Consider the following 18,857-nt stretch of genomic DNA (forward strand, 5'->3'; position numbering starts at 1 on the left):
AAGCGCCGTTTGGCGCTTTTTTTATCGACGTCTTAAATCGAGTTATTCACGATTTACGCTAAGCCGGGAAACAAGTTACGTAGCCCATTGGCAATAAATTCAATACCGAGCGCACCAAGGATCAGACCCATGATACGGGTGATTACGTTGATACCGGTTTGTCCGAGCAAGCGGACGATATACGGTGCTGAACGGAAAAGCAGCCAAGAGCAAAAACTGAAGGCGACAACGGTCAAAATGATCCCCAAGGTATCCAGCATATTTGGATAACGTGAGCCATAAACAATCGTTGAACTGATGGCTCCGGGGCCGGCCATGAGTGGCATCGCCAGTGGGACAACCGCAATTTGCTCACGGCTGATGTATTCGGATTTTTCCTGTTTATTCTGCTTATCCTCACCGAGCTTACCGCTCATCATCGAAAAGGCGATGCTAAGCAGCAGTAAACCGCCTGCAACACGGAATGAATCGAGAGAAATACTGAAGAGGTCGAGCAGCATTTGACCCGCCAGTAAGGCGATGATCAAGATGATGGCCACGGCGATATTCGCGGTCGCTGCGGTTTTATTTTTCTCTTCCAGCGTCATGTGGCCAGTAAGAGAAACAAATACCGGCATAATGCCTACAGGGTTTACTGCAGCGACAAGGCCGAGAAAAAATTGGAGGAATATAGCAATTTCAAAGCTTTGCATGATGAAGTCTCGTAACCATCATTGGGACGTAAAGAAGCGTGCGTAATGTAAGTTAAAGATAGCAAAAGCACGAATGAAAAAAATTGAGTCGCTATTGATTATTATGTGAGAAAAACTAATTGATGAAGAATTATGCAAAGAGTAAGTGTCATTCTTGTGTCAAGTTTGTTTGCTCATAATGTCGCCTGTTAACATTCGCACATTTTTTGTAAAAACTTAGGCAATGGCTGGTGGTCGTAAGCATAACCGATATACTCTCAGTAGCACGTTAACCCCCTCTTAAAAGTGGTGGTTGTGTTTAAAAATGAAACTTTTTTACAGGCTGTTGTAGTTTTTTTAGTTTTTGAAAGCTAAGTGCGGTTTTTTTAATCACGAGTGGTTTTTTGTTTAAATCGTTTAATTTCAATTGTTTAATTTATGTTTTTACTCTTGGGTACCACTTGTTAGGTAATTAGTTTTTCATAACTGATCTGAGTCAATTTTTTTCACAGTCTGAAATATTATACTCAGTCGTGAAAGCAATTTACTAAGTCGGTTGTAAGTTAAGTCTTTGAACCACAGTAAAAACGAACTGCAGCACACTTACTAAAGAGTTTTTAACATTTTTTTATTTTAGGAGATTCATTATGCCTGTTACTAATCTGGCTGAACTTGATGCTCTGGTTGCTCGCGTTAAAGCAGCTCAAGCTGAATTTGCTACTTTCTCTCAAGAACAAGTAGACAAAATCTTCCGCGCAGCCTCTCTAGCAGCAAACCAAGCACGTATCCCGTTAGCACAAATGGCGGTAGAAGAATCAGGTATGGGTATTGTTGAAGATAAAGTAATCAAAAACCACTTTGCTTCTGAGTTTATCTACAACAAGTACAAGGACGAAAAAACCTGTGGCATCCTCGAAGAAGATGACAACCTAGGTACTATGACTATCGCTGAGCCTGTTGGCATCATCTGTGGTATCGTCCCAACGACTAACCCAACCTCAACCGCGATCTTCAAATCACTGATTTCTCTGAAGACTCGTAACGGTATCATCTTCTCTCCACACCCACGTGCGAAAAACTCAACCAACGCAGCAGCGAAACTGGTTCTGGATGCCGCAATCGCAGCGGGTGCACCAAAAGACATCATCGGTTGGATTGACCAACCTTCAGTTGAGCTGTCAAATGCTCTGATGAAACACGATGGTATCGCACTGATCCTTGCGACGGGTGGTCCTGGGATGGTGAAAGCGGCTTACTCTTCTGGTAAACCAGCCATCGGTGTAGGTGCAGGTAACGTTCCAGTTGTTATCGATGAAACTGCAGATATCAAACGTGCGGTTGCTTCTATCCTGATGTCTAAAACGTTCGACAACGGTGTAGTGTGTGCTTCTGAGCAAGCGGCTATCGTAGTGAGCGAAGTTTACGACGAAGTGAAAGAGCGTTTCGCAACGCACAAAGCGCACGTCCTGAGCAAAGCGGATGCAGACAAAGTGCGTAAAGTGCTGCTGATTGATGGCGCTCTGAACGCGAAGATCGTAGGTCAACCTGCTGCTGCTATCGCTGAAATGGCAGGCGTAAAAGTACCTGCAGATACTAAAGTGCTGGTGGGTGAAGGTCTGGGCAAAGTCTCTTATGACGATGAATTCGCTCACGAGAAACTGTCTCCAACACTTGGCCTGTTCCGTGCTGACAACTTCGAAGACGCGGTTGCTCAAGCGGTGACTATGGTTGAGATCGGCGGTATCGGTCACACCTCAGGTCTGTACACCAACCAAGACGTTAACGCAGACCGTATCCGTTACTTTGGTGATAAACTGAAAACTGCCCGTATTCTTGTCAACATCCCGACCACTCACGGTGGTATCGGTGATCTGTACAACTTCAACGTTGCACCGTCTCTGACTCTGGGTTGTGGTTCTTGGGGTGGTAACTCAATCTCTGAGAACGTAGGTCCTAAGCACCTAATCAACAAGAAAACTGTTGCGAAGCGAGCTGAAAACATGTTGTGGCACAAACTACCTAAGTCTATCTACTTCCGCCGTGGTAGCCTTCCAATCGCCCTGAGCGACCTAGAAGGTAAAAAACGCGCATTCCTAGTTACTGACCGTTTCCTATTCAACAACGGTTATGCAGACGATGTGGTTGCCCTGCTGAAAGCACAAGGCATGGAAGTTCAGACATTCTTCGAAGTAGAAGCGGATCCAACACTGTCTGTCGTAGAAAAAGGCGCTGCAGCAATGCAAAGCTTCCAACCAGATGTGATTCTTGCGCTAGGTGGTGGTTCACCAATGGATGCGGCGAAGATCATGTGGGTAATGTACGAGCACCCAGATACTCACTTTGAAGAACTGGCTATGCGCTTTATGGACATCCGTAAGCGTATCTACAAGTTCCCTAAAATGGGTAAAAAAGCAGAGCTTGTTTGTATCACTACCACTTCAGGTACGGGGTCAGAAGTTACACCATTCGCGGTTGTGACTGACGACAAGACTGGCGCTAAGTACCCACTGGCAGACTACGAACTGACACCACAAATGGCGATCGTAGATGCGAACCTTGTGATGAACATGCCTAAGTCTCTGACCGCTTTCGGTGGTTACGATGCGGTAACTCACGCACTCGAAGCTTATGTATCCGTTCTTGCGAACGAATACTCAGACGGTCAAGCACTACAAGCGCTGAAGATGCTGAAAGAGTACCTACCTTCTAGCTACGCGAATGGTGCGAAAGATCCAATCGCTCGTGAGAAAGTACACAACGCAGCCACTATCGCTGGTATCGCATTCGCGAACGCGTTCTTGGGTGTATGTCACTCAATGGCGCACAAAATCGGTGCTGAGTTCCACCTACCACACGGTTTGGCGAACGCTCTGCTGATTGCTAACGTAGTACGTTACAACGCGAACGACAACCCAACCAAACAAACGGCATTCTCTCAATACGACCGTCCACAAGCACGTCGTCGTTACGCAGAAGTGGCGGACCACTTAGGTCTGAGCCAACCGGGTGACCGTACTGCACAGAAGATTGAGCGTCTGCTGACTTGGTTGGATGAACTGAAAGTTAACCTAGACATTCCAAAATCAATCCAAGCTGCAGGTGTAGCAGAAGCAGACTTCCTTGCAAAAGTGGATGAGCTAGCGGTTGAAGCGTTTGATGACCAATGTACTGGTGCAAACCCACGCTACCCACTGATCGCTGAGCTGAAAGAAGTTCTGCTGGCTTCTTACTACGGTAAGCCATTCGTTGAAGGTCAAACTTTCGAAGGCACCACTGTTATCGTAAAGAAAGCAGATCAAGAAGCGGCGAAAGCGCCAAAAGCGAAAAAGTAATGTGATTGGTTTTCGCTAGCACGAAACAAATCGGGAAATTCAAACCCTCCATAAGGAGGGTTTTTTTATGCCATGACTTTGGGAAGAGTCAGTAAGATGGCCACTTGAGTTAGGTCCACATCACCAAGATAGCGGCCAGAGCCACTAAGATAAGCCCGAATCCATCTTTAATTCGCACTTTTTGACCTAGCCAGAAGATGGAGATCAACATAGTGAAAAAGATCTCCACTTGGCCAAGCGTTTTCACATAAGGCACGGCTTGCAGTGACATGGCGCTAAACCAACCTATCGAGCCTAAGCAACTGCTCACACTGGTCAGCATGACTAACTTCGGGCGTTGCCAAAGCTTGTACAAGGTCGATCTCTCTTTAATGAGCAAGTATCCGACCAAACAGAGTGTTTGCAGCGAGATGACCAACAACAATACCCAAGCTGCGCTGTAAGGGAAGGGGAGTTGTGAGGCGAGACTGGCTTCACGAACCCAGAGTGAAGTGAGAGCAAATGCACTACCGCTGCTCAAGCCAAGAAGTACGGTCGGGAGTGAAAGCTGTTTAAAACCGCCGTGACTGCTCAGCATAAAGACTCCAACCCCGCCAATCACTACACCAAGCCAGCCTAATACCGTGAGTTGAGTGCCGAAAAACAGCATACCCAAGATTGCAGCCACCAAAGCTTCGCTTTTAGCCAGCCCAGCACCAACCGCGTAGTTGTTGTATTTAAAAAGCTTGACCATTAACGCGGTAGCCAGGATCTGCATGAACGATGCGCCGACCACATAATGCCAAAATGCACTGGAGAAGGTGGGTAATGCGGCAGGTTGCCATTGATAGAGTGCGATCAGATACACGCCAGCAATCGGGCTTGCCCAGAGAAAGCGTGCGAGGGTCACACCTGCTGTTGTCACATCGCCAGATAAACGGCTCTGGAATGCGTTGCGCCATGCTTGCATAAAGGCAGCAAACAGGGTGAGAAAAATCCATGTCATGGTGTGCTCCGGAAGAAAGTGGAAGCACCATGCTAGAGAAAGGCTAAATTATCAGCAAGTTAAATCATCGATGGCTGGCCGTCGTGAACAAGGCAGCGCGAGGCTGCCTTGGTGATATTATCCCGCCAAAACATCACTAGCGACTTTGTAGGTTGGATCTTCTTTAAGGTTGATTTCCACTAAGCTGCCTGCTTTCTGTAGTAGAGCGCGACAGTCTTGGCTTAAATGGCGCAAGTGCAAGGTTTTACCAACGGCGGCATAACGTTCCGCTAAGGTTTCTATCGCATCAATCGCTGAATGATCGGCCACGCGCGAGCGAGCGAAATCGACAATCACTTCTTTAGGATCATGGTGCGCATCAAACAATTCAAGGAAGTTCGCGGCCGACCCAAAGAAAATGGGGCCATGAATATGATATTCCTTATGCCCATCAGGATTGATATGGCTGGCTGCGTAAATATGCTTGGCGTGCTCCCATGCAAACATCAACGCAGAGGCAATCACACCGACTGCGACCGCAATCGCTAAATCGGTAAACACGGTGACCACTGTCACCAACACAATGACGAAGAAATCTTGTTTCGGAACTCGGCGCGCTAATTTGAAGGTAGCCCATTCAAAAGTGCCAATCACCACCATAAACATGACGCCGACTAATGCCGCAAGCGGGATCATCTCAATCAAAGAAGCGGTAAACAGGATAAAGCACAGCAGCAATACGGCTGCGACTATCCCCGATAGACGACCACGTCCACCAGAGTTAACGTTGATCATCGATTGCCCAATCATGGCGCAGCCACCCATGGCACCAAACATGGAGCACGTGATATTGGCTAAGCCTTGCCCCATACATTCACGGTTGGATTGGCCGCGAGTGCCAGTCATTTCATCTAAAACCGTCAGCGTCAGCAGTGACTCTATCAAGCCAATCGCAGCGAGAATTAAAGCATAAGGGAAAATGATCTTTAGGGTTTCCCAAGTCAGAGGTACCGCGGGAATCGAAAAAGAGGGAAGAGAGCCCGCAAGAGTTGCCGCATCATTCCCCGACATAGCCCGCAGAAAATCCACGACGGTACGAGTTTCCAAGCCTAAACCTTGAACCAGCAGAGTGACAGTGACTATCGCCGCCAATGAAGAAGGTATCGCGGTGGTGAGTTTGGGTAGGAAATGGATGATCGCCATCGTTAAGGCAACCAGCCCTAACATGAGGAGCAATTCCTTTTGTGGTAGCCAAGTCATGACTCCGTTGAGATCGGGAGCTTTAAATTGGCCGAGTTGAGCTAGAAAAATCACAATCGCTAGCCCATTCACAAAACCAATCATCACTGGATGCGGTACCATGCGAATAAATTTGCCTAACTTAAACAAGCCTGCTGCGACTTGCAGTAAACCCGTGAGAAGAATCGCGGCAAATAAATACTGCACACCATGGCTTGCGACTAAGCTCACCATCACTACTGCCATTGCTCCGGTTGCACCAGAAATCATACCGGGCCGACCGCCAAAAATGGAGGTAATCAGGCCGACAATAAACGCGGCATAAAGGCCAACCATAGGATCGACCCCCGCGACAAATGCAAAAGCCACCGCTTCTGGTACCAGAGCCAGTGCGACCGTCAACCCAGATAACACATCATTTTTTATTGAGTGCTGCGAGAAAGAAGGGAATTCAAACATGGGCAAAACCGTGTTCCGTATTTGTGCTGCTCATGAATGATGAGCATGAAGTGAACCGAGCCGCTTAACATAAAGTGAAAGATCAAGGTGTGACTAAGCGGGTTAATTTTGAACTGCGGATGCTACAGAATTGAACGGTAGGGTGCAATCATCAATTACAGTGTTAGCCCATATCACCAGCATGAATAAGGTCATCCCCTTGCTACTTGAGCTTTAGCGCTATTGGCTGCAACGCCAAGTAGTATGTACACAAGGCATCTAGGCAAGAGATGATGCAAGGCTGTTGGGAAATTTAAGAATCACGGGTAAAAGAAAGGGCTGCGTTGGCAGCCCTTATCGTATGGTTTCGCTATTTAGAAGCTTTGCGGCTTACTCATGCCCGCACTGGCTTGATTACGCACGACTTGACTACCCGCACCACGCGCTTGGTAACGTTCAGCACGTAAAGGCGCGGCGTTAACCTGCACTTCACGGATGTCATCTGAGCCAGGTGCTTTAGTCATCGGCGATGAGGCGTACGGCTGTTGGATGACCGCTTTCGCGGTGAGTGATGTTGCACTCACTGTCACTGGCTTAACAACCTTAATTGGTTCTGCCATTTTGTCTGCGATCACTTCAACCGTCGTTTGTGCGACAACCTCGTCACTGATTGTGGCTGGCTCTTCGACTTCAGCGACTTTCGCCACTACGGTTTCTAGCGCAGCAGTTTCTGTTGCTGACTCTTCAATTACCGGAGCTTCAATCACTGTAGCTTCAACCACGACCGGCTCAACGGGTGCGATGAGTGTCTCTGCGATCACGTCAGTAATCACTGGCTCTTGCACTACTGGCTCAGGTTGAACCGCAGCAGTTTCACGACGTACGATGACTTTACCCATCGCCATTTCTGGGAAGGCAACGCCTCCGAGTACACGTGGCGCTGCCACTTTTTCGCTTTCTACTACTGCAGTTGCCGCAGTCGGTGTTACATGAGTCACATGTTGAGCACCTTCAGCAGTTTCATGGCGTGACTGTGGACGCGGCGCTAAGTCGTAGCGAGGCATCACTTTACCCATGGCCATCTCAGGAGAGGCAACCCCACCTTTACGCAGGCGGAATGGGTTAGGGCGACGATCACGACCACGACGGCGGCGCTGGCCGCTGGCGCGCAGATGACGTGGCGAGCGGCGATTACGACGCTGCTTCTGATCATCTTGCTCGTTATCCTCTTGAGCCGAATCCGCAAAATCATCGGTTACAGGCAGATTAACTGGCGCTGGAGCGTCGAACGCATTGTCAACAGGAGCTGTAGACAGGTTGTCTAACTCTTCTGCGGCAAGCTGATCTTTGACTCGAATTTGCTTCGAGAGCTTACGACGTTGACGACGTTCTTTAACAACCGCGGCTTTCTCTTCTTTAGGCTCAACGGCTTTAACTTCTTGTTGTGCTTCAGCCGCTAATTGGCGACCTTGCTCAAGCAATTTAGCCGTTTTACTTTCATCTCGTTTATTACGACGATCTTGACGTTCTGGACGCTCGGTTTCTGGACGTTCATTGCGGTCATTACGTTCGTTACGCTCACCACGCTCTTGCTTTGGCTTGCGCTCTTGTGGCTTACGGTTGCTGTTTGATGTCTCTTTATCGTTACGCTCGTTGTTTTCCTCATTACCGCGGCGACGGTTTTTGTCACGAGGGTTACGACGACGATCATTATTACGATCGTTACGTTCACGACGAGGTTTGTCTTGTTCACTATTCTGCGTTACAGGCGCTTCTACTTTGGCCGCTTCCGGTGTCGCAGAGAATAGGCTCGCAATCGCTTTAAACACACGGCTAAAGAAACCAGGCTGCGCAGGTTGCTGTACCTCTGCAACAGGTTGAGGTTCTGCTTTAGGTTTTGGTGTTGGAGCAGGAACCGCTTCCGCAGGCGCTGCAAAACCTTTCAGTACTGGCTCTTCAATACGTTTTGGTTTGAGCTCAACATCGACCACTTCTTTGCCTTCCGCTTCTTTCATCGCTTCCAGCTTTTTCGGAATCAGGTAAGAGAGAACATCTTGCTCTTCACCTTCACGCACGCGGATCACTTCAAAGTGCGGTGTTTCCATATCGGAATTTGGCACGATAGTAATGCGAACTTGCTGCGCTTTTTCAATGTGATTGATTGAGCGACGCTTCTCGTTTAACAGATAAGACGCGATAGAGACAGGTACCACCGCAAGCACTTGCGATGTGTTGTCTTTGAGTGCTTCTTCTTCAATTAAGCGCAGAACAGAAAGTGCCAAAGATTCGTTGTCACGAATCACGCCGGTTCCTTTACAACGAGGACAGATGTGATGGCTTGCTTCTGCCAGAGAAGGGCTCAAACGTTGACGCGACATCTCCAGCAAACCAAAGCGAGAAATACGGCCAATTTGAACGCGAGCACGGTCAACACGCACCGCTTCACGTAGACGGTTTTCCACTTCACGCTGGTGGCGAACAGGGGTCATATCGATGAAGTCGATCACCACAAGACCACCGAGGTCACGCAGACGCAATTGGCGTGCGATTTCATCTGCAGCTTCTAGGTTGGTATTGAGAGCGGTCTCTTCAATATCGCCACCTTTGGTTGCGCGAGCAGAGTTGATGTCGATGGAAGTCAAGGCTTCGGTTGGGTCAATAACGATTGAACCACCAGAAGGCAGGCGAACTTCACGTTGGAAAGCCGATTCAATCTGGCTTTCGATTTGGAAATGGCTGAACAGCGGTACTTCGCCTTCGTATTTTTTCACACGATTGACGAAATCTGGGCGCACTAAACGGATATGCTCAAGAGCACGCTCGTAAATGCTGTTGCTGTCGATAAGAATTTCACCAATATCACGACGCAAGTAATCACGGATCGCACGAACAATCACGTTACTTTCTTGGTGGATAAGGAAAGGTGCAGGGTTTGAATCAGACGCTTGTTTAATCGCACTCCAGTGCTTAAGCAGTACATTTAAGTCCCACTCTAGCTCTTCAGCGCTTTTACCTACGCCTGCGGTACGAACAATTAAGCCCATACCTTGTGGCAATTCTAGTGAGCTGAGTGCTGATTTCAGTTCAGTGCGCTCATCGCCTTCGATACGACGAGAAATACCGCCAGCACGAGGGTTATTTGGCATCAGAACTAAGTAGCTGCCCGCTAGAGAGATAAAGGCGGTTAGGGCTGCACCTTTGCTACCGCGCTCCTCTTTCTCGATTTGCACGATCACTTCCTGACCTTCGTTCAGCACATCTTTGATGTTTGGACGACCTTGGTAGCTATAACCATCAGGGAAGTATTCACGAGCGATTTCTTTGAGAGGGAGGAAACCGTGTCTTTCAGCACCGTAGTCAACGAATGCAGCTTCAAGACTGGGTTCAATGCGGGTAATGCGGCCTTTGTAGATATTTGCTTTTTTCGATTCGTGCCCCGGACTTTCAATATCCAGATCGAACAGACGTTGGCCATCGACCAACGCGACACGCAACTCTTCTTTTTGAGTTGCGTTAATTAACATTCTTTTCATTTAAAAATCTCATTTTCTTATATAGTTTTGATTCTTGTTTTTGTTGCCGAGTTTCGTTTTCACGGTGCCAGATCCCATGGCTTATTCGATACAGCCTCCCGGCTGGAGGGGATGCTCTGGGGCACATCAGTATTCACAAGCCAACGATTGCCTGTGATCCGCTATAAAGGCGGTGGGTACTCAACATGAAAAGGCGACGAGTAGAGCAACAAAAAGCCTCAAACAGTGTGTCTTACGCCGTGTGCTGCACCTTGTTTTCGACTGACTACTCATTAATTTGCCAGAAATTGAACGGTAAAGAACAAAATGCCACCGGTTCAGCTCTTGCAGCTGTGAACTATAGCAGTGACTGCCAAAGTCAGCAATCAGCTTTCCAATGTAGCGCAAATTATTTGCGGGAGATTACAAAAAACCAACAATCTAACTTATTGTTAAATAAAGATAAGATGATTGAAATGTTAGGCTTGGAGCATCCGTGCGACCAAATTAGGTAGTGAGCCCAAGGTTAACTTGGTTAAATTGTCGGCAAATGGGGTTGATGCTAATGAAAAATGGCTTTTTTTGTTGCTAAGAAAATGTGACTTTAACTCGATTCCAGATAGAATAGCGCCATGAACGAAATCAGAACTCAAGTCCAGTTCATCGACATTGATGAAGACATGGCTGGTCAGCGCATTGATAATTTTTTGCGCAACCAATTAAAAAATATTCCCAAAAGCGTGGTTTATCGAATTCTACGTAAGGGAGAAGTGCGCGTGAACAAAAAACGCGTAAAAGCAGAATACAAGCTCGAAGCGGGCGATGTGGTGCGTGTGCCTCCCGTCACCGTGGAAGTCAAAGAGAACGAGCCTGCTCCACCGAGTACCAAACTCAGTAAAGTGGCGGAATTAGAACACTGTATTGTCTATGAAGACGATCATTTACTCATCCTCAATAAACCGTCAGGTACGGCAGTGCATGGTGGGAGCGGTTTACACTTTGGTGCCATTGAAGCCTTGCGCGCCCTGCGCCCCCAAGCGCGTTTTCTTGAGTTAGTACACCGTATTGACCGTGATACCTCAGGGATTTTGCTGGTGGCCAAAAAACGCTCGGCACTGCGCCACTTACAAGCTCAGTTTCGCGAGAAAACGGTGCAGAAGTACTACTACGCTTTAGTCATGGGACATTGGGATGCAGAGTGTAAAGTGGTCAATGCGCCGTTGCTGAAAAATGAAGTCAACAGCATAGTGCGCGTGAACCCCAACGGTAAGCCGTCGGAAACCCGATTCCGTATTCTTGAGAAGTTTGCTGAAGCGACGTTAGTTCAAGCGAGCCCTGTGACTGGGCGTACGCACCAAATTCGTGTACACACTCAGTACATGGGGCATCCAATCGCGTGGGATGATCGTTATGGTGATCGCCGCTTTGATGCTTATACAGCGCAATTTGGGATTGAGCGCCTGTTTTTGCATGCGGCAAACATCCAATTTGTGCATCCTGCCAGCGAGAAAAAGTTGGAAATCCATGCGCCACTCGAAGCGCATTTGGAGCAAGCTCTGACAAAAATGCGTCAGGCTTAAACCGGATGCCTAAACAAGAAAAGGGCGATAATTCGCCCTTTTCTGTTAGTTTTTCGTGATAAAGCCTTGCGGTGTCCGTTGTGCAATGTCAACGCTAAAGTCAAATCACATTGAGCCCTTCATTTTCTAACAACTGAATGAGCTTAATCAGGGGTAAGCCGATGAGCGAATTGGGGTCGTCGCCTTCCAAGCGCTCAAACAAGGCAATGCCTAATCCCTCACTTTTAAAGCTACCTGCACAGTGCAGTGGTTGCTCAGCCTCGACATAACGTCTAGCCATACTCTCGGATAAGGTTCGAAAATGTACCGTAAAGGTATCGCAAAGCACCTGTGTTTGCTGAGTTTGGTTGTTAAAAAGCGCTAAGCCAGTATAAAAGGTAATCGCTTGACCACTTTGGCGTAAAAGTTGTTCAACGGCTTTTTCAGTAGTTAAGGGTTTACCGATGATTTGGTCATCGATCACGCAGACTTGATCTGACCCAATCACTAAGCTCGGGTCTGCTAAAAAGCAGCTACGCGCTTTGTTTTCAGCCAAGCGCATCACTAAGTGTTCGGGTGTTTCTCCGATTAACGGCGTTTCGTCGCAATCAGGTTTTGCAGTGACGAAAGGCAGCTTTAATTTCGCCAGAATTTGTTGGCGAAATGGAGAGGTAGAAGCTAAAACTAGTTGGTAATTTTGCATTTTACTTTACAATCATCGCGTGTTTGACAGCAGCATAACGTATCCTAATGCGCTGTTCATAATGCTCTCTGTGGAAAGGGAAAAAAAACCAAGTTTTTTGCCTTTTTCTTTGACTAAATCTGTTTTGGAAGATAATATTCGCGCCCTATGCAAAAGGTAAAAATACCGCGAACGGTTGATCCGGCTAAAGCCGCTCAGAAAAGATTAGACTTTGATGGCATCATCCAAGTTAATTTGTTCAAGCGCTTAGAGGAGTCAGTCGCAGGCGTTAAACGCGACGCTGAAGTTTCATTGTCATTTGAGATTGATGAACAGCAACTGGTTGTTATCTCTGGTAAAGCTAACATCGAAGTTGATTTAGAGTGTCAGCGCTGTAACGAGGTTTTCGCACACGAGTGTGAAGTTGAATTTACTTATACCCCTTACTTAGGTCGTAAAAGTGAAGAAGACGCCCCAGACGAGTATGATTTGGTAGATCTAAACGAGTTTGGTGAGGTTGACCTAGTTCAGTTAGTTGAAGACGAGTTCATCTTGAATTTGCCTCAAGTTGCGATGCATGACGAAGCGGATTGTAGCGTTGATTCAGACAATTTGGTGTTTGGTGAACTTCCAGAAGAAGTTTTGGAAGAGAAGCCGAATCCATTCGATGTTTTAAAAAGCTTGAAGAAGTAATTCGCTAAGCATTCTTAACATAGGAGTAGGGTCCATGGCCGTACAACAAAACCGTAAAACACGTTCAAGACGTGGCATGCGTCGTTCACACGATGCGCTAACTGCTGCAGCGCTATCTGTAGACGCAACTTCAGGTGAAACTCACCTGCGCCACAACGTAACCGCTGAAGGTTACTACCGTGGTAAAAAGGTTATCAACAAGTAAGGTTGACCTTTGCAAAATTTAACCGTTGCACTTGATGCAATGGGCGGGGATTTCGGTCCACGCGTAACAGTGCCTGCCGCCGTGCAGGCACTGTCACATTTCCCAGAGCTAAAAGTGATCTTAGTGGGTGATCAACATCAGATCACTCAACAACTCTCTCTTCTTGGTTATTCGGCCGATACGCGTTTAAGTATTGTGCACAGTGACCGTGTCATCTCCAACTCCGAAAAACCTTCGCTTGCTTTACGTCATAGTGCTGGCAGTTCTATGGGCATGGCGATTGATCTTGTTGCTGAAAATCAAGCGGATGCGTGTGTCAGTGGCGGAAATACCGGCGCTTTGATGGCGCTGTCGCGTTTTCGTCTCAAATTGCTACCGGGTATTGATCGTCCGGCGCTGGTTTCTGCTCTGCCCACTATTTCTGGCCGCAAAACCTGGATGCTCGATCTGGGCGCGAATGTCTCAAGTGATGCCGATTCTCTGTTTCAATTTGCGGTGATGGGCGCCGCGCTTGCTGAGCAGCATCTGCAGCAAGCTCCACGAGTGGCAATTTTAAACATCGGTGCAGAAGAGATTAAAGGCAATGATCTGGTTAAGCGCTGTGCGGAAATGCTGACCCAAACTCAGGCGATCAATTTCATTGGTTATATTGAGGGTAATCAACTGTTAACTGATGCGGCAGATGTGATAGTGTGCGATGGCTTTGTCGGGAATGTCTGCCTTAAAGCGTGTGAAGGAACAGCGCAACTCTTTATCGATAAGTTAAAAAAATCGCTTTTAGCCTCATCCATAAAGGGTTGGATTGCAAGAAAACTGTTTTCTGAGCTCTTTACTGAATTAAAAACCCTGAACCCCGACCAGTATAACGGCGCAAGTTTGCTAGGATTGCGCGGCATTGTCATTAAGAGCCATGGAAGTGCTGATGTATCCGCGGTCGTGAATGCGATTTCTGAAGCGGTGCATGAGGTGAAACGACAAGTACCCAGCCGTATAAGCGATCGTTTGGAAGCGGTTTTACTCGAGAGGCATTATTAGTCTTCATGTATAGCAAAATTTTAGGTACTGGCAGCTACTTGCCATCTCAGGTGCGTACTAACGCAGACTTAGAGAAAATGGTAGAGACCAGTGATGAGTGGATTGTTGCTCGTACTGGTATTCGCGAGCGTCGTATTGCGGCTGACAATGAAACCGTTGCCGATATGGCATTCTTCGCTGCACAAAATGCCATAAACATGGCCGGTATTGATAAACACGACATCGATATGATTATTGTGGCGACCACCAGTGCGAGCCACACTTTCCCATCAGCCGCTTGCCAAGTGCAAGGCAAACTGGGAATTAAAGGATGTCCAGCGTTTGATTTGGCCGCAGCGTGTTCTGGTTTTATGTACGCGCTCTCTATTGCTGATCAGCATGTCAAATCTGGCATGTGCAAACATGTTTTGGTGATTGGTGCGGATGCGTTGTCCAAAACCTGTGACCCCACAGATCGTTCGACCATTATCTTATTTGGGGATGGTGCTGGCGCGGTAGTGGTGGGCGCAAGTAACGAGCCGGGCATTCTTTCTACTCACATCCACGCGGATGGCGAGTTTGGTGATTTACTGAGCCTTGAAGTGCCTGTTCGTGGTGGTGATAGCGATAAATGGCTGCACATGGCGGGGAACGAAGTGTTCAAAGTCGCAGTAACTCAACTATCTAAACTGGTAGTTGATACGCTGAAAGCCAACAACATGCACAAGTCTGAGCTCGATTGGTTGGTACCACATCAAGCGAACTACCGGATTATCTCAGCAACCGCGAAAAAACTTTCGATGTCGCTCGATCAGGTGGTGATTACCTTAGACCGTCATGGCAACACCTCTGCGGCGACTGTGCCTACAGCGTTGGATGAAGCCGTGCGTGATGGTCGTATTCAGCGTGGGCAGATGCTACTGCTCGAAGCTTTTGGTGGTGGTTTCACATGGGGCTCTGCTCTGGTGAAGTTCTAAACGCACAATGAATTTTGACTTTAAGGAGTCCTAGGACTCCTTATCCATTCTTAGATGAAGGAAAGATTTATGAGTAAGTTTGCTATCGTATTTCCAGGTCAGGGCTCGCAAGCAGTAGGTATGCTGGCTGACCTTGCCGAGCAGTATGCTGTGGTAAAACAAACATTCGCCGAAGCTTCAGAAGTGCTTGGTTACGATCTGTGGGCGCTGGTTCAAGATGGCCCTGTGGAAGATCTCAACCAAACTTTCCGTACTCAACCTGCGTTGCTTGCCGCCTCTGTTGCGATTTGGCGTGTATGGCAGCAACTGGGTCTTGAGCAACCTGCGGTTTTAGCTGGTCACAGCTTGGGTGAATATTCAGCACTGGTATGTGCGGGCGTGATTGATTTTAAACAAGCGATCAAGCTGGTTGAGCTGCGTGGTCAATTGATGCAACAAGCGGTGCCTGCCGGTACGGGTGCAATGTACGCGATCATCGGTCTAGAAGATGAAGCGATTGCTAAAGCCTGTGCTGACGCGGCGCAAGGTGAAGTGGTTTCTCCTGTAAACTTTAACTCACCAGGCCAAGTGGTTATTGCTGGTCAAAAAGATGCGGTTGAGCGTGCGGGCGTTCTGTGTAAAGAAGCGGGCGCGAAACGTGCGCTGCCTCTGCCAGTTTCCGTACCATCACACTGCGCGTTGATGAAGCCTGCTGCCGATGAATTGGCAAAAACTCTAGCAGAGCTTGAATTCAATGCACCACAAATTCCGGTCATCAATAACGTTGATGTTGTGGCTGAAACGGATCCGGTAAAAATTAAAGATGCGTTGATTCGTCAACTCTATAGCCCAGTTCGTTGGACTGAATGCGTTGAACAAATGAGCGCACAAGGTGTCGAAAAGCTGATTGAAATGGGGCCGGGTAAAGTATTGACTGGTCTAACAAAACGTATTGTAAAAACCCTAGAAGGTGTCGCAGTCAATGACGTGGCTTCTTTGGATGCGGTGAAATAACAACAGGAAGAAAACATGAGTCAATTCATGAATCTAGAGGGCAAAGTTGCTCTTGTGACTGGCGCAAGCCGCGGCATTGGTAAAGCGATTGCTGAACTCTTAGCTGAACGTGGTGCCAAAGTGATTGGTACGGCAACCAGCGAAAGCGGTGCGCAGGCGATCAGCGATTACTTGGGTGACAACGGCAAAGGTATGGCATTGAATGTGACCAATCCTGAGTCGATTGAAGCGGTTCTGAAAGCCATTACCGACGAGTTCGGCGGCGTCGACATTCTGGTGAACAATGCTGGTATCACTCGCGATAATCTGCTGATGCGCATGAAAGAAGAAGAGTGGTCAGACATTATGGAGACCAATCTGACGTCGATTTTCCGTCTGTCTAAAGCCGTTTTGCGTGGCATGATGAAAAAACGTCAAGGTCGTATCATCAATGTTGGCTCTGTTGTTGGCACTATGGGTAACGCAGGTCAAGCCAACTACGCGGCAGCAAAAGCGGGCGTAATTGGCTTTACTAAGTCAATGGCGCGTGAAGTTGCATCGCGCGGTGTGACCGTCAACACAGTTGCACCAGGTTTTATCGAAACTGATATGACAAAAGCGCTGAATGACGAGCAACGTACTGCTACACTAGCGCAGGTTCCAGCAGGTCGACTGGGGGATCCTCGTGAAATTGCGTCTGCGGTTGCTTTCCTTGCATCACCAGAAGCGGCATACATCACCGGCGAGACACTGCATGTCAACGGCGGTATGTACATGATCTAACAATTTTGCCTTATTGAGCGATTGAGCAAATTCAGCGCTCGTGAGGCAAATTTGTGTGAAAAATGTAAGTAACATGCACAATATTTATGCATGATTTATATCAAAAATGGTGTGAATTTCGGTTAAAATCGCCTAATTTGTGGTTAGACCAGAAACCTCACGCTTGCAACTTTCCCTAGTTCGAATAAACTACGGAATCATCGCATTAGGCGAAATCTGTAAAGGAAAAGAAAAAATGAGCAACATCGAAGAACGCGTAAAGAAAATCATTGTTGAACAGCTAGGTGTAGACGAAGCAGAAGTAAAGAATGAATCTTCTTTCGTTGAAGACCTGGGTGCTGATTCTCTGGACACTGTTGAGCTGGTAATGGCTCTGGAAGAGGAATTCGATACTGAGATTCCTGATGAAGAAGCAGAGAAGATCACTACTGTTCAAGCTGCGATCGATTACGTAACCAGCAACGCTCAGTAATCTCTCCTCAGGCGGCTCACTGGCCGCCTGAATTTTTCTTAGTTCTCAACCCTCTCTCATTTCAATTTCAATTCCGGAGAATATTATCGTGTCCAAGCGTCGCGTTGTTGTCACTGGCATGGGTATGTTGTCACCGGTAGGCAACACTGTAGAGTCATCTTGGAAAGCCTTGTTGGCCGGCCAAAGCGGCATCGTCAACATTGAGCACTTCGACACTACCAATTTTTCTACTCGTTTCGCAGGCCTGGTAAAAGGTTTTGACTGCGAACAGTACATGTCAAAAAAAGATGCTCGCAAAATGGATTTGTTTATCCAGTATGGTATCGCTGCGGGCATTCAGGCTTTGGAAGATTCAGGCCTAGAAGTTAATGAAGAAAATGCTGCGCGTATTGGCGTTGCGATTGGTTCGGGTATCGGCGGCCTTGAGCTGATTGAAACCGGACATCAAGCTTTAATCGAGAAAGGCCCACGTAAGGTTAGCCCTTTCTTCGTTCCCTCAACTATTGTCAACATGATTGCCGGTAACTTGTCTATCATGCGTGGCTTACGTGGTCCCAATATTGCGATCTCTACCGCCTGTACCACGGGCTTGCACAATATCGGCCATGCAGCACGTATGATTGCTTACGGTGATGCGGATGCGATGGTTGCAGGTGGTGCAGAAAAAGCGTCAACGCCACTGGGCATGGCGGGTTTTGGTGCGGCGAAAGCACTCTCAACTCGTAATGATGAACCGCAAAAAGCGTCTCGTCCTTGGGATAAAGACCGTGATGGTTTCGTGCTCGGTGACGGTGCCGGCATCATGGTGCTTGAAGAGTACGAACACGCGAAAGCGCGTGGCGCGAAAATTTACGCAGAAGTGGTTGGCTTCGGTATGTCAGGTGATGCTTATCATATGACTTCACCGAGTGAAGACGGCTCTGGCGGTGCGCTGGCGATGGAAGCGGCCATGCGTGATGCAGGCGTGACTGGTGAGCAGATTGGTTATGTTAATGCTCACGGTACATCTACCCCTGCGGGCGATGTGGCTGAAGTGAAAGGCATTAAACGTGCGTTGGGTGAAGCAGGGACTAAGCAAGTTCTGGTTTCTTCTACCAAGTCCATGACGGGTCACTTATTAGGTGCTGCAGGTTCTGTCGAAGCGATCATCACTGTGATGTCTTTGGTGGATCAAATGGTTCCACCGACCATCAATCTGGATAATCCTGAAGAAGGTTTGGGTGTCGATTTAGTACCGCATGTTGCCCGTAAAGTTGAGAGTATGGAATACGCCATGTGTAACTCGTTTGGCTTTGGTGGTACTAACGGTAGCTTGATTTTCAAGCGCATGTAAAAACTTCATCA

16 protein-coding genes are annotated in these 18,857 nt (G+C 47.7%); 11 read left to right on the forward strand and 5 right to left on the reverse strand.

The features are described from left to right. Positions 1 to 53: 53 nt before the first annotated feature. Positions 54 to 692: a YchE family NAAT transporter gene (locus T411_RS0100775; RefSeq protein ID WP_001190428.1), complete on the reverse strand. Its 639-nt coding sequence runs from the start codon at positions 690 to 692 to the stop codon at positions 54 to 56. 626 nt (positions 693 to 1,318) lie between these two features. Between T411_RS0100775 and adhE the strand changes: the two genes are divergently transcribed. Then, complete coding sequence (gene adhE / locus T411_RS0100780; protein ID WP_001145580.1) at positions 1,319 to 4,003, forward strand: bifunctional acetaldehyde-CoA/alcohol dehydrogenase; 2,685 nt, start codon at positions 1,319 to 1,321, stop codon at positions 4,001 to 4,003. Between the two features lie 109 nt (positions 4,004 to 4,112). Here the strand turns inward: adhE and T411_RS0100785 are convergent, their stop codons facing one another. Next, positions 4,113 to 4,988, reverse strand: coding sequence for a DMT family transporter (locus tag T411_RS0100785; protein WP_000219805.1), 876 nt, complete (start codon positions 4,986 to 4,988; stop codon positions 4,113 to 4,115). Between T411_RS0100785 and T411_RS1000000121520 the strand changes: the two genes are divergently transcribed. Beyond that, entirely contained in the window at positions 4,969 to 5,103 is a 135-nt protein-coding gene (locus tag T411_RS1000000121520; RefSeq protein WP_001881761.1) for a hypothetical protein, read from the forward strand. The two genes, T411_RS0100785 and T411_RS1000000121520, sit on opposite strands and share 20 nt — an antisense overlap. Before the next feature lie 2 nt (positions 5,104 to 5,105). On the opposite strand, the gene T411_RS0100790 is transcribed toward T411_RS1000000121520, so the two are convergent. Both T411_RS0100790 and rne read right to left on the reverse strand, forming a co-directional pair. Further along, positions 5,106 to 6,665: a SulP family inorganic anion transporter gene (locus tag T411_RS0100790; protein ID WP_000461417.1), complete on the reverse strand. Its 1,560-nt coding sequence runs from the start codon at positions 6,663 to 6,665 to the stop codon at positions 5,106 to 5,108. A 353-nt stretch (positions 6,666 to 7,018) separates the two neighbouring features. Beyond that, positions 7,019 to 10,177, reverse strand: a complete 3,159-nt coding sequence (gene rne, locus T411_RS0100795) for a ribonuclease E (RefSeq protein WP_012706024.1) — start codon at positions 10,175 to 10,177, stop codon at positions 7,019 to 7,021. A gap of 611 nt (positions 10,178 to 10,788) precedes the next feature. On the opposite strand from rne, the gene rluC reads away from it, so the two are divergent. Beyond that, on the forward strand, positions 10,789 to 11,736 hold the full coding sequence (gene rluC / locus T411_RS0100805; RefSeq protein WP_001002871.1) for a 23S rRNA pseudouridine(955/2504/2580) synthase RluC: 948 nt from the start codon (positions 10,789 to 10,791) through the stop codon (positions 11,734 to 11,736). A gap of 100 nt (positions 11,737 to 11,836) precedes the next feature. On the opposite strand, the gene T411_RS0100810 is transcribed toward rluC, so the two are convergent. Continuing rightward, positions 11,837 to 12,418, reverse strand: a complete 582-nt coding sequence (locus T411_RS0100810; protein WP_001181925.1) for a Maf family protein — start codon at positions 12,416 to 12,418, stop codon at positions 11,837 to 11,839. Between the two features lie 147 nt (positions 12,419 to 12,565). Between T411_RS0100810 and yceD the strand changes: the two genes are divergently transcribed. The 8 genes from yceD to fabF all read left to right on the forward strand — a co-directional run bounded on the left by yceD (position 12,566) and on the right by fabF (position 18,846). Further along, positions 12,566 to 13,090 (forward strand): 23S rRNA accumulation protein YceD, encoded by a 525-nt coding sequence (yceD, locus tag T411_RS0100815; RefSeq protein ID WP_001174444.1) that lies wholly within the window; start codon positions 12,566 to 12,568, stop codon positions 13,088 to 13,090. Between the two features lie 34 nt (positions 13,091 to 13,124). Beyond that, on the forward strand, positions 13,125 to 13,295 hold the full coding sequence (gene rpmF, locus T411_RS0100820; RefSeq protein WP_000290732.1) for a 50S ribosomal protein L32: 171 nt from the start codon (positions 13,125 to 13,127) through the stop codon (positions 13,293 to 13,295). A 9-nt stretch (positions 13,296 to 13,304) separates the two neighbouring features. Next, on the forward strand, positions 13,305 to 14,330 hold the full coding sequence (plsX, locus tag T411_RS0100825; RefSeq protein WP_001180565.1) for a phosphate acyltransferase PlsX: 1,026 nt from the start codon (positions 13,305 to 13,307) through the stop codon (positions 14,328 to 14,330). A gap of 5 nt (positions 14,331 to 14,335) precedes the next feature. Then, entirely contained in the window at positions 14,336 to 15,286 is a 951-nt protein-coding gene (locus tag T411_RS0100830; protein WP_000287010.1) for a beta-ketoacyl-ACP synthase III, read from the forward strand. Between the two features lie 69 nt (positions 15,287 to 15,355). After that, positions 15,356 to 16,279, forward strand: a complete 924-nt coding sequence (fabD, locus tag T411_RS0100835) for an ACP S-malonyltransferase (RefSeq protein WP_000032624.1) — start codon at positions 15,356 to 15,358, stop codon at positions 16,277 to 16,279. 27 nt (positions 16,280 to 16,306) lie between these two features. Next, positions 16,307 to 17,041 (forward strand): 3-oxoacyl-ACP reductase FabG, encoded by a 735-nt coding sequence (gene fabG / locus T411_RS0100840; protein WP_001918744.1) that lies wholly within the window; start codon positions 16,307 to 16,309, stop codon positions 17,039 to 17,041. A gap of 235 nt (positions 17,042 to 17,276) precedes the next feature. After that, entirely contained in the window at positions 17,277 to 17,513 is a 237-nt protein-coding gene (gene acpP, locus T411_RS0100845) for an acyl carrier protein (protein ID WP_000065130.1), read from the forward strand. An 88-nt stretch (positions 17,514 to 17,601) separates the two neighbouring features. Continuing rightward, positions 17,602 to 18,846 carry a beta-ketoacyl-ACP synthase II gene (gene fabF / locus T411_RS0100850; RefSeq protein WP_000044695.1) on the forward strand — a complete coding sequence of 415 codons (1,245 nt, stop codon included), beginning with the start codon at positions 17,602 to 17,604 and terminating at the stop codon, positions 18,844 to 18,846. The last annotated feature ends 11 nt before the right edge of the window (positions 18,847 to 18,857 follow it).

The sequence above is a fragment of the Vibrio cholerae ATCC 14035 genome, from assembly GCF_000621645.1.
Classification (GTDB): domain Bacteria; phylum Pseudomonadota; class Gammaproteobacteria; order Enterobacterales; family Vibrionaceae; genus Vibrio; species Vibrio cholerae.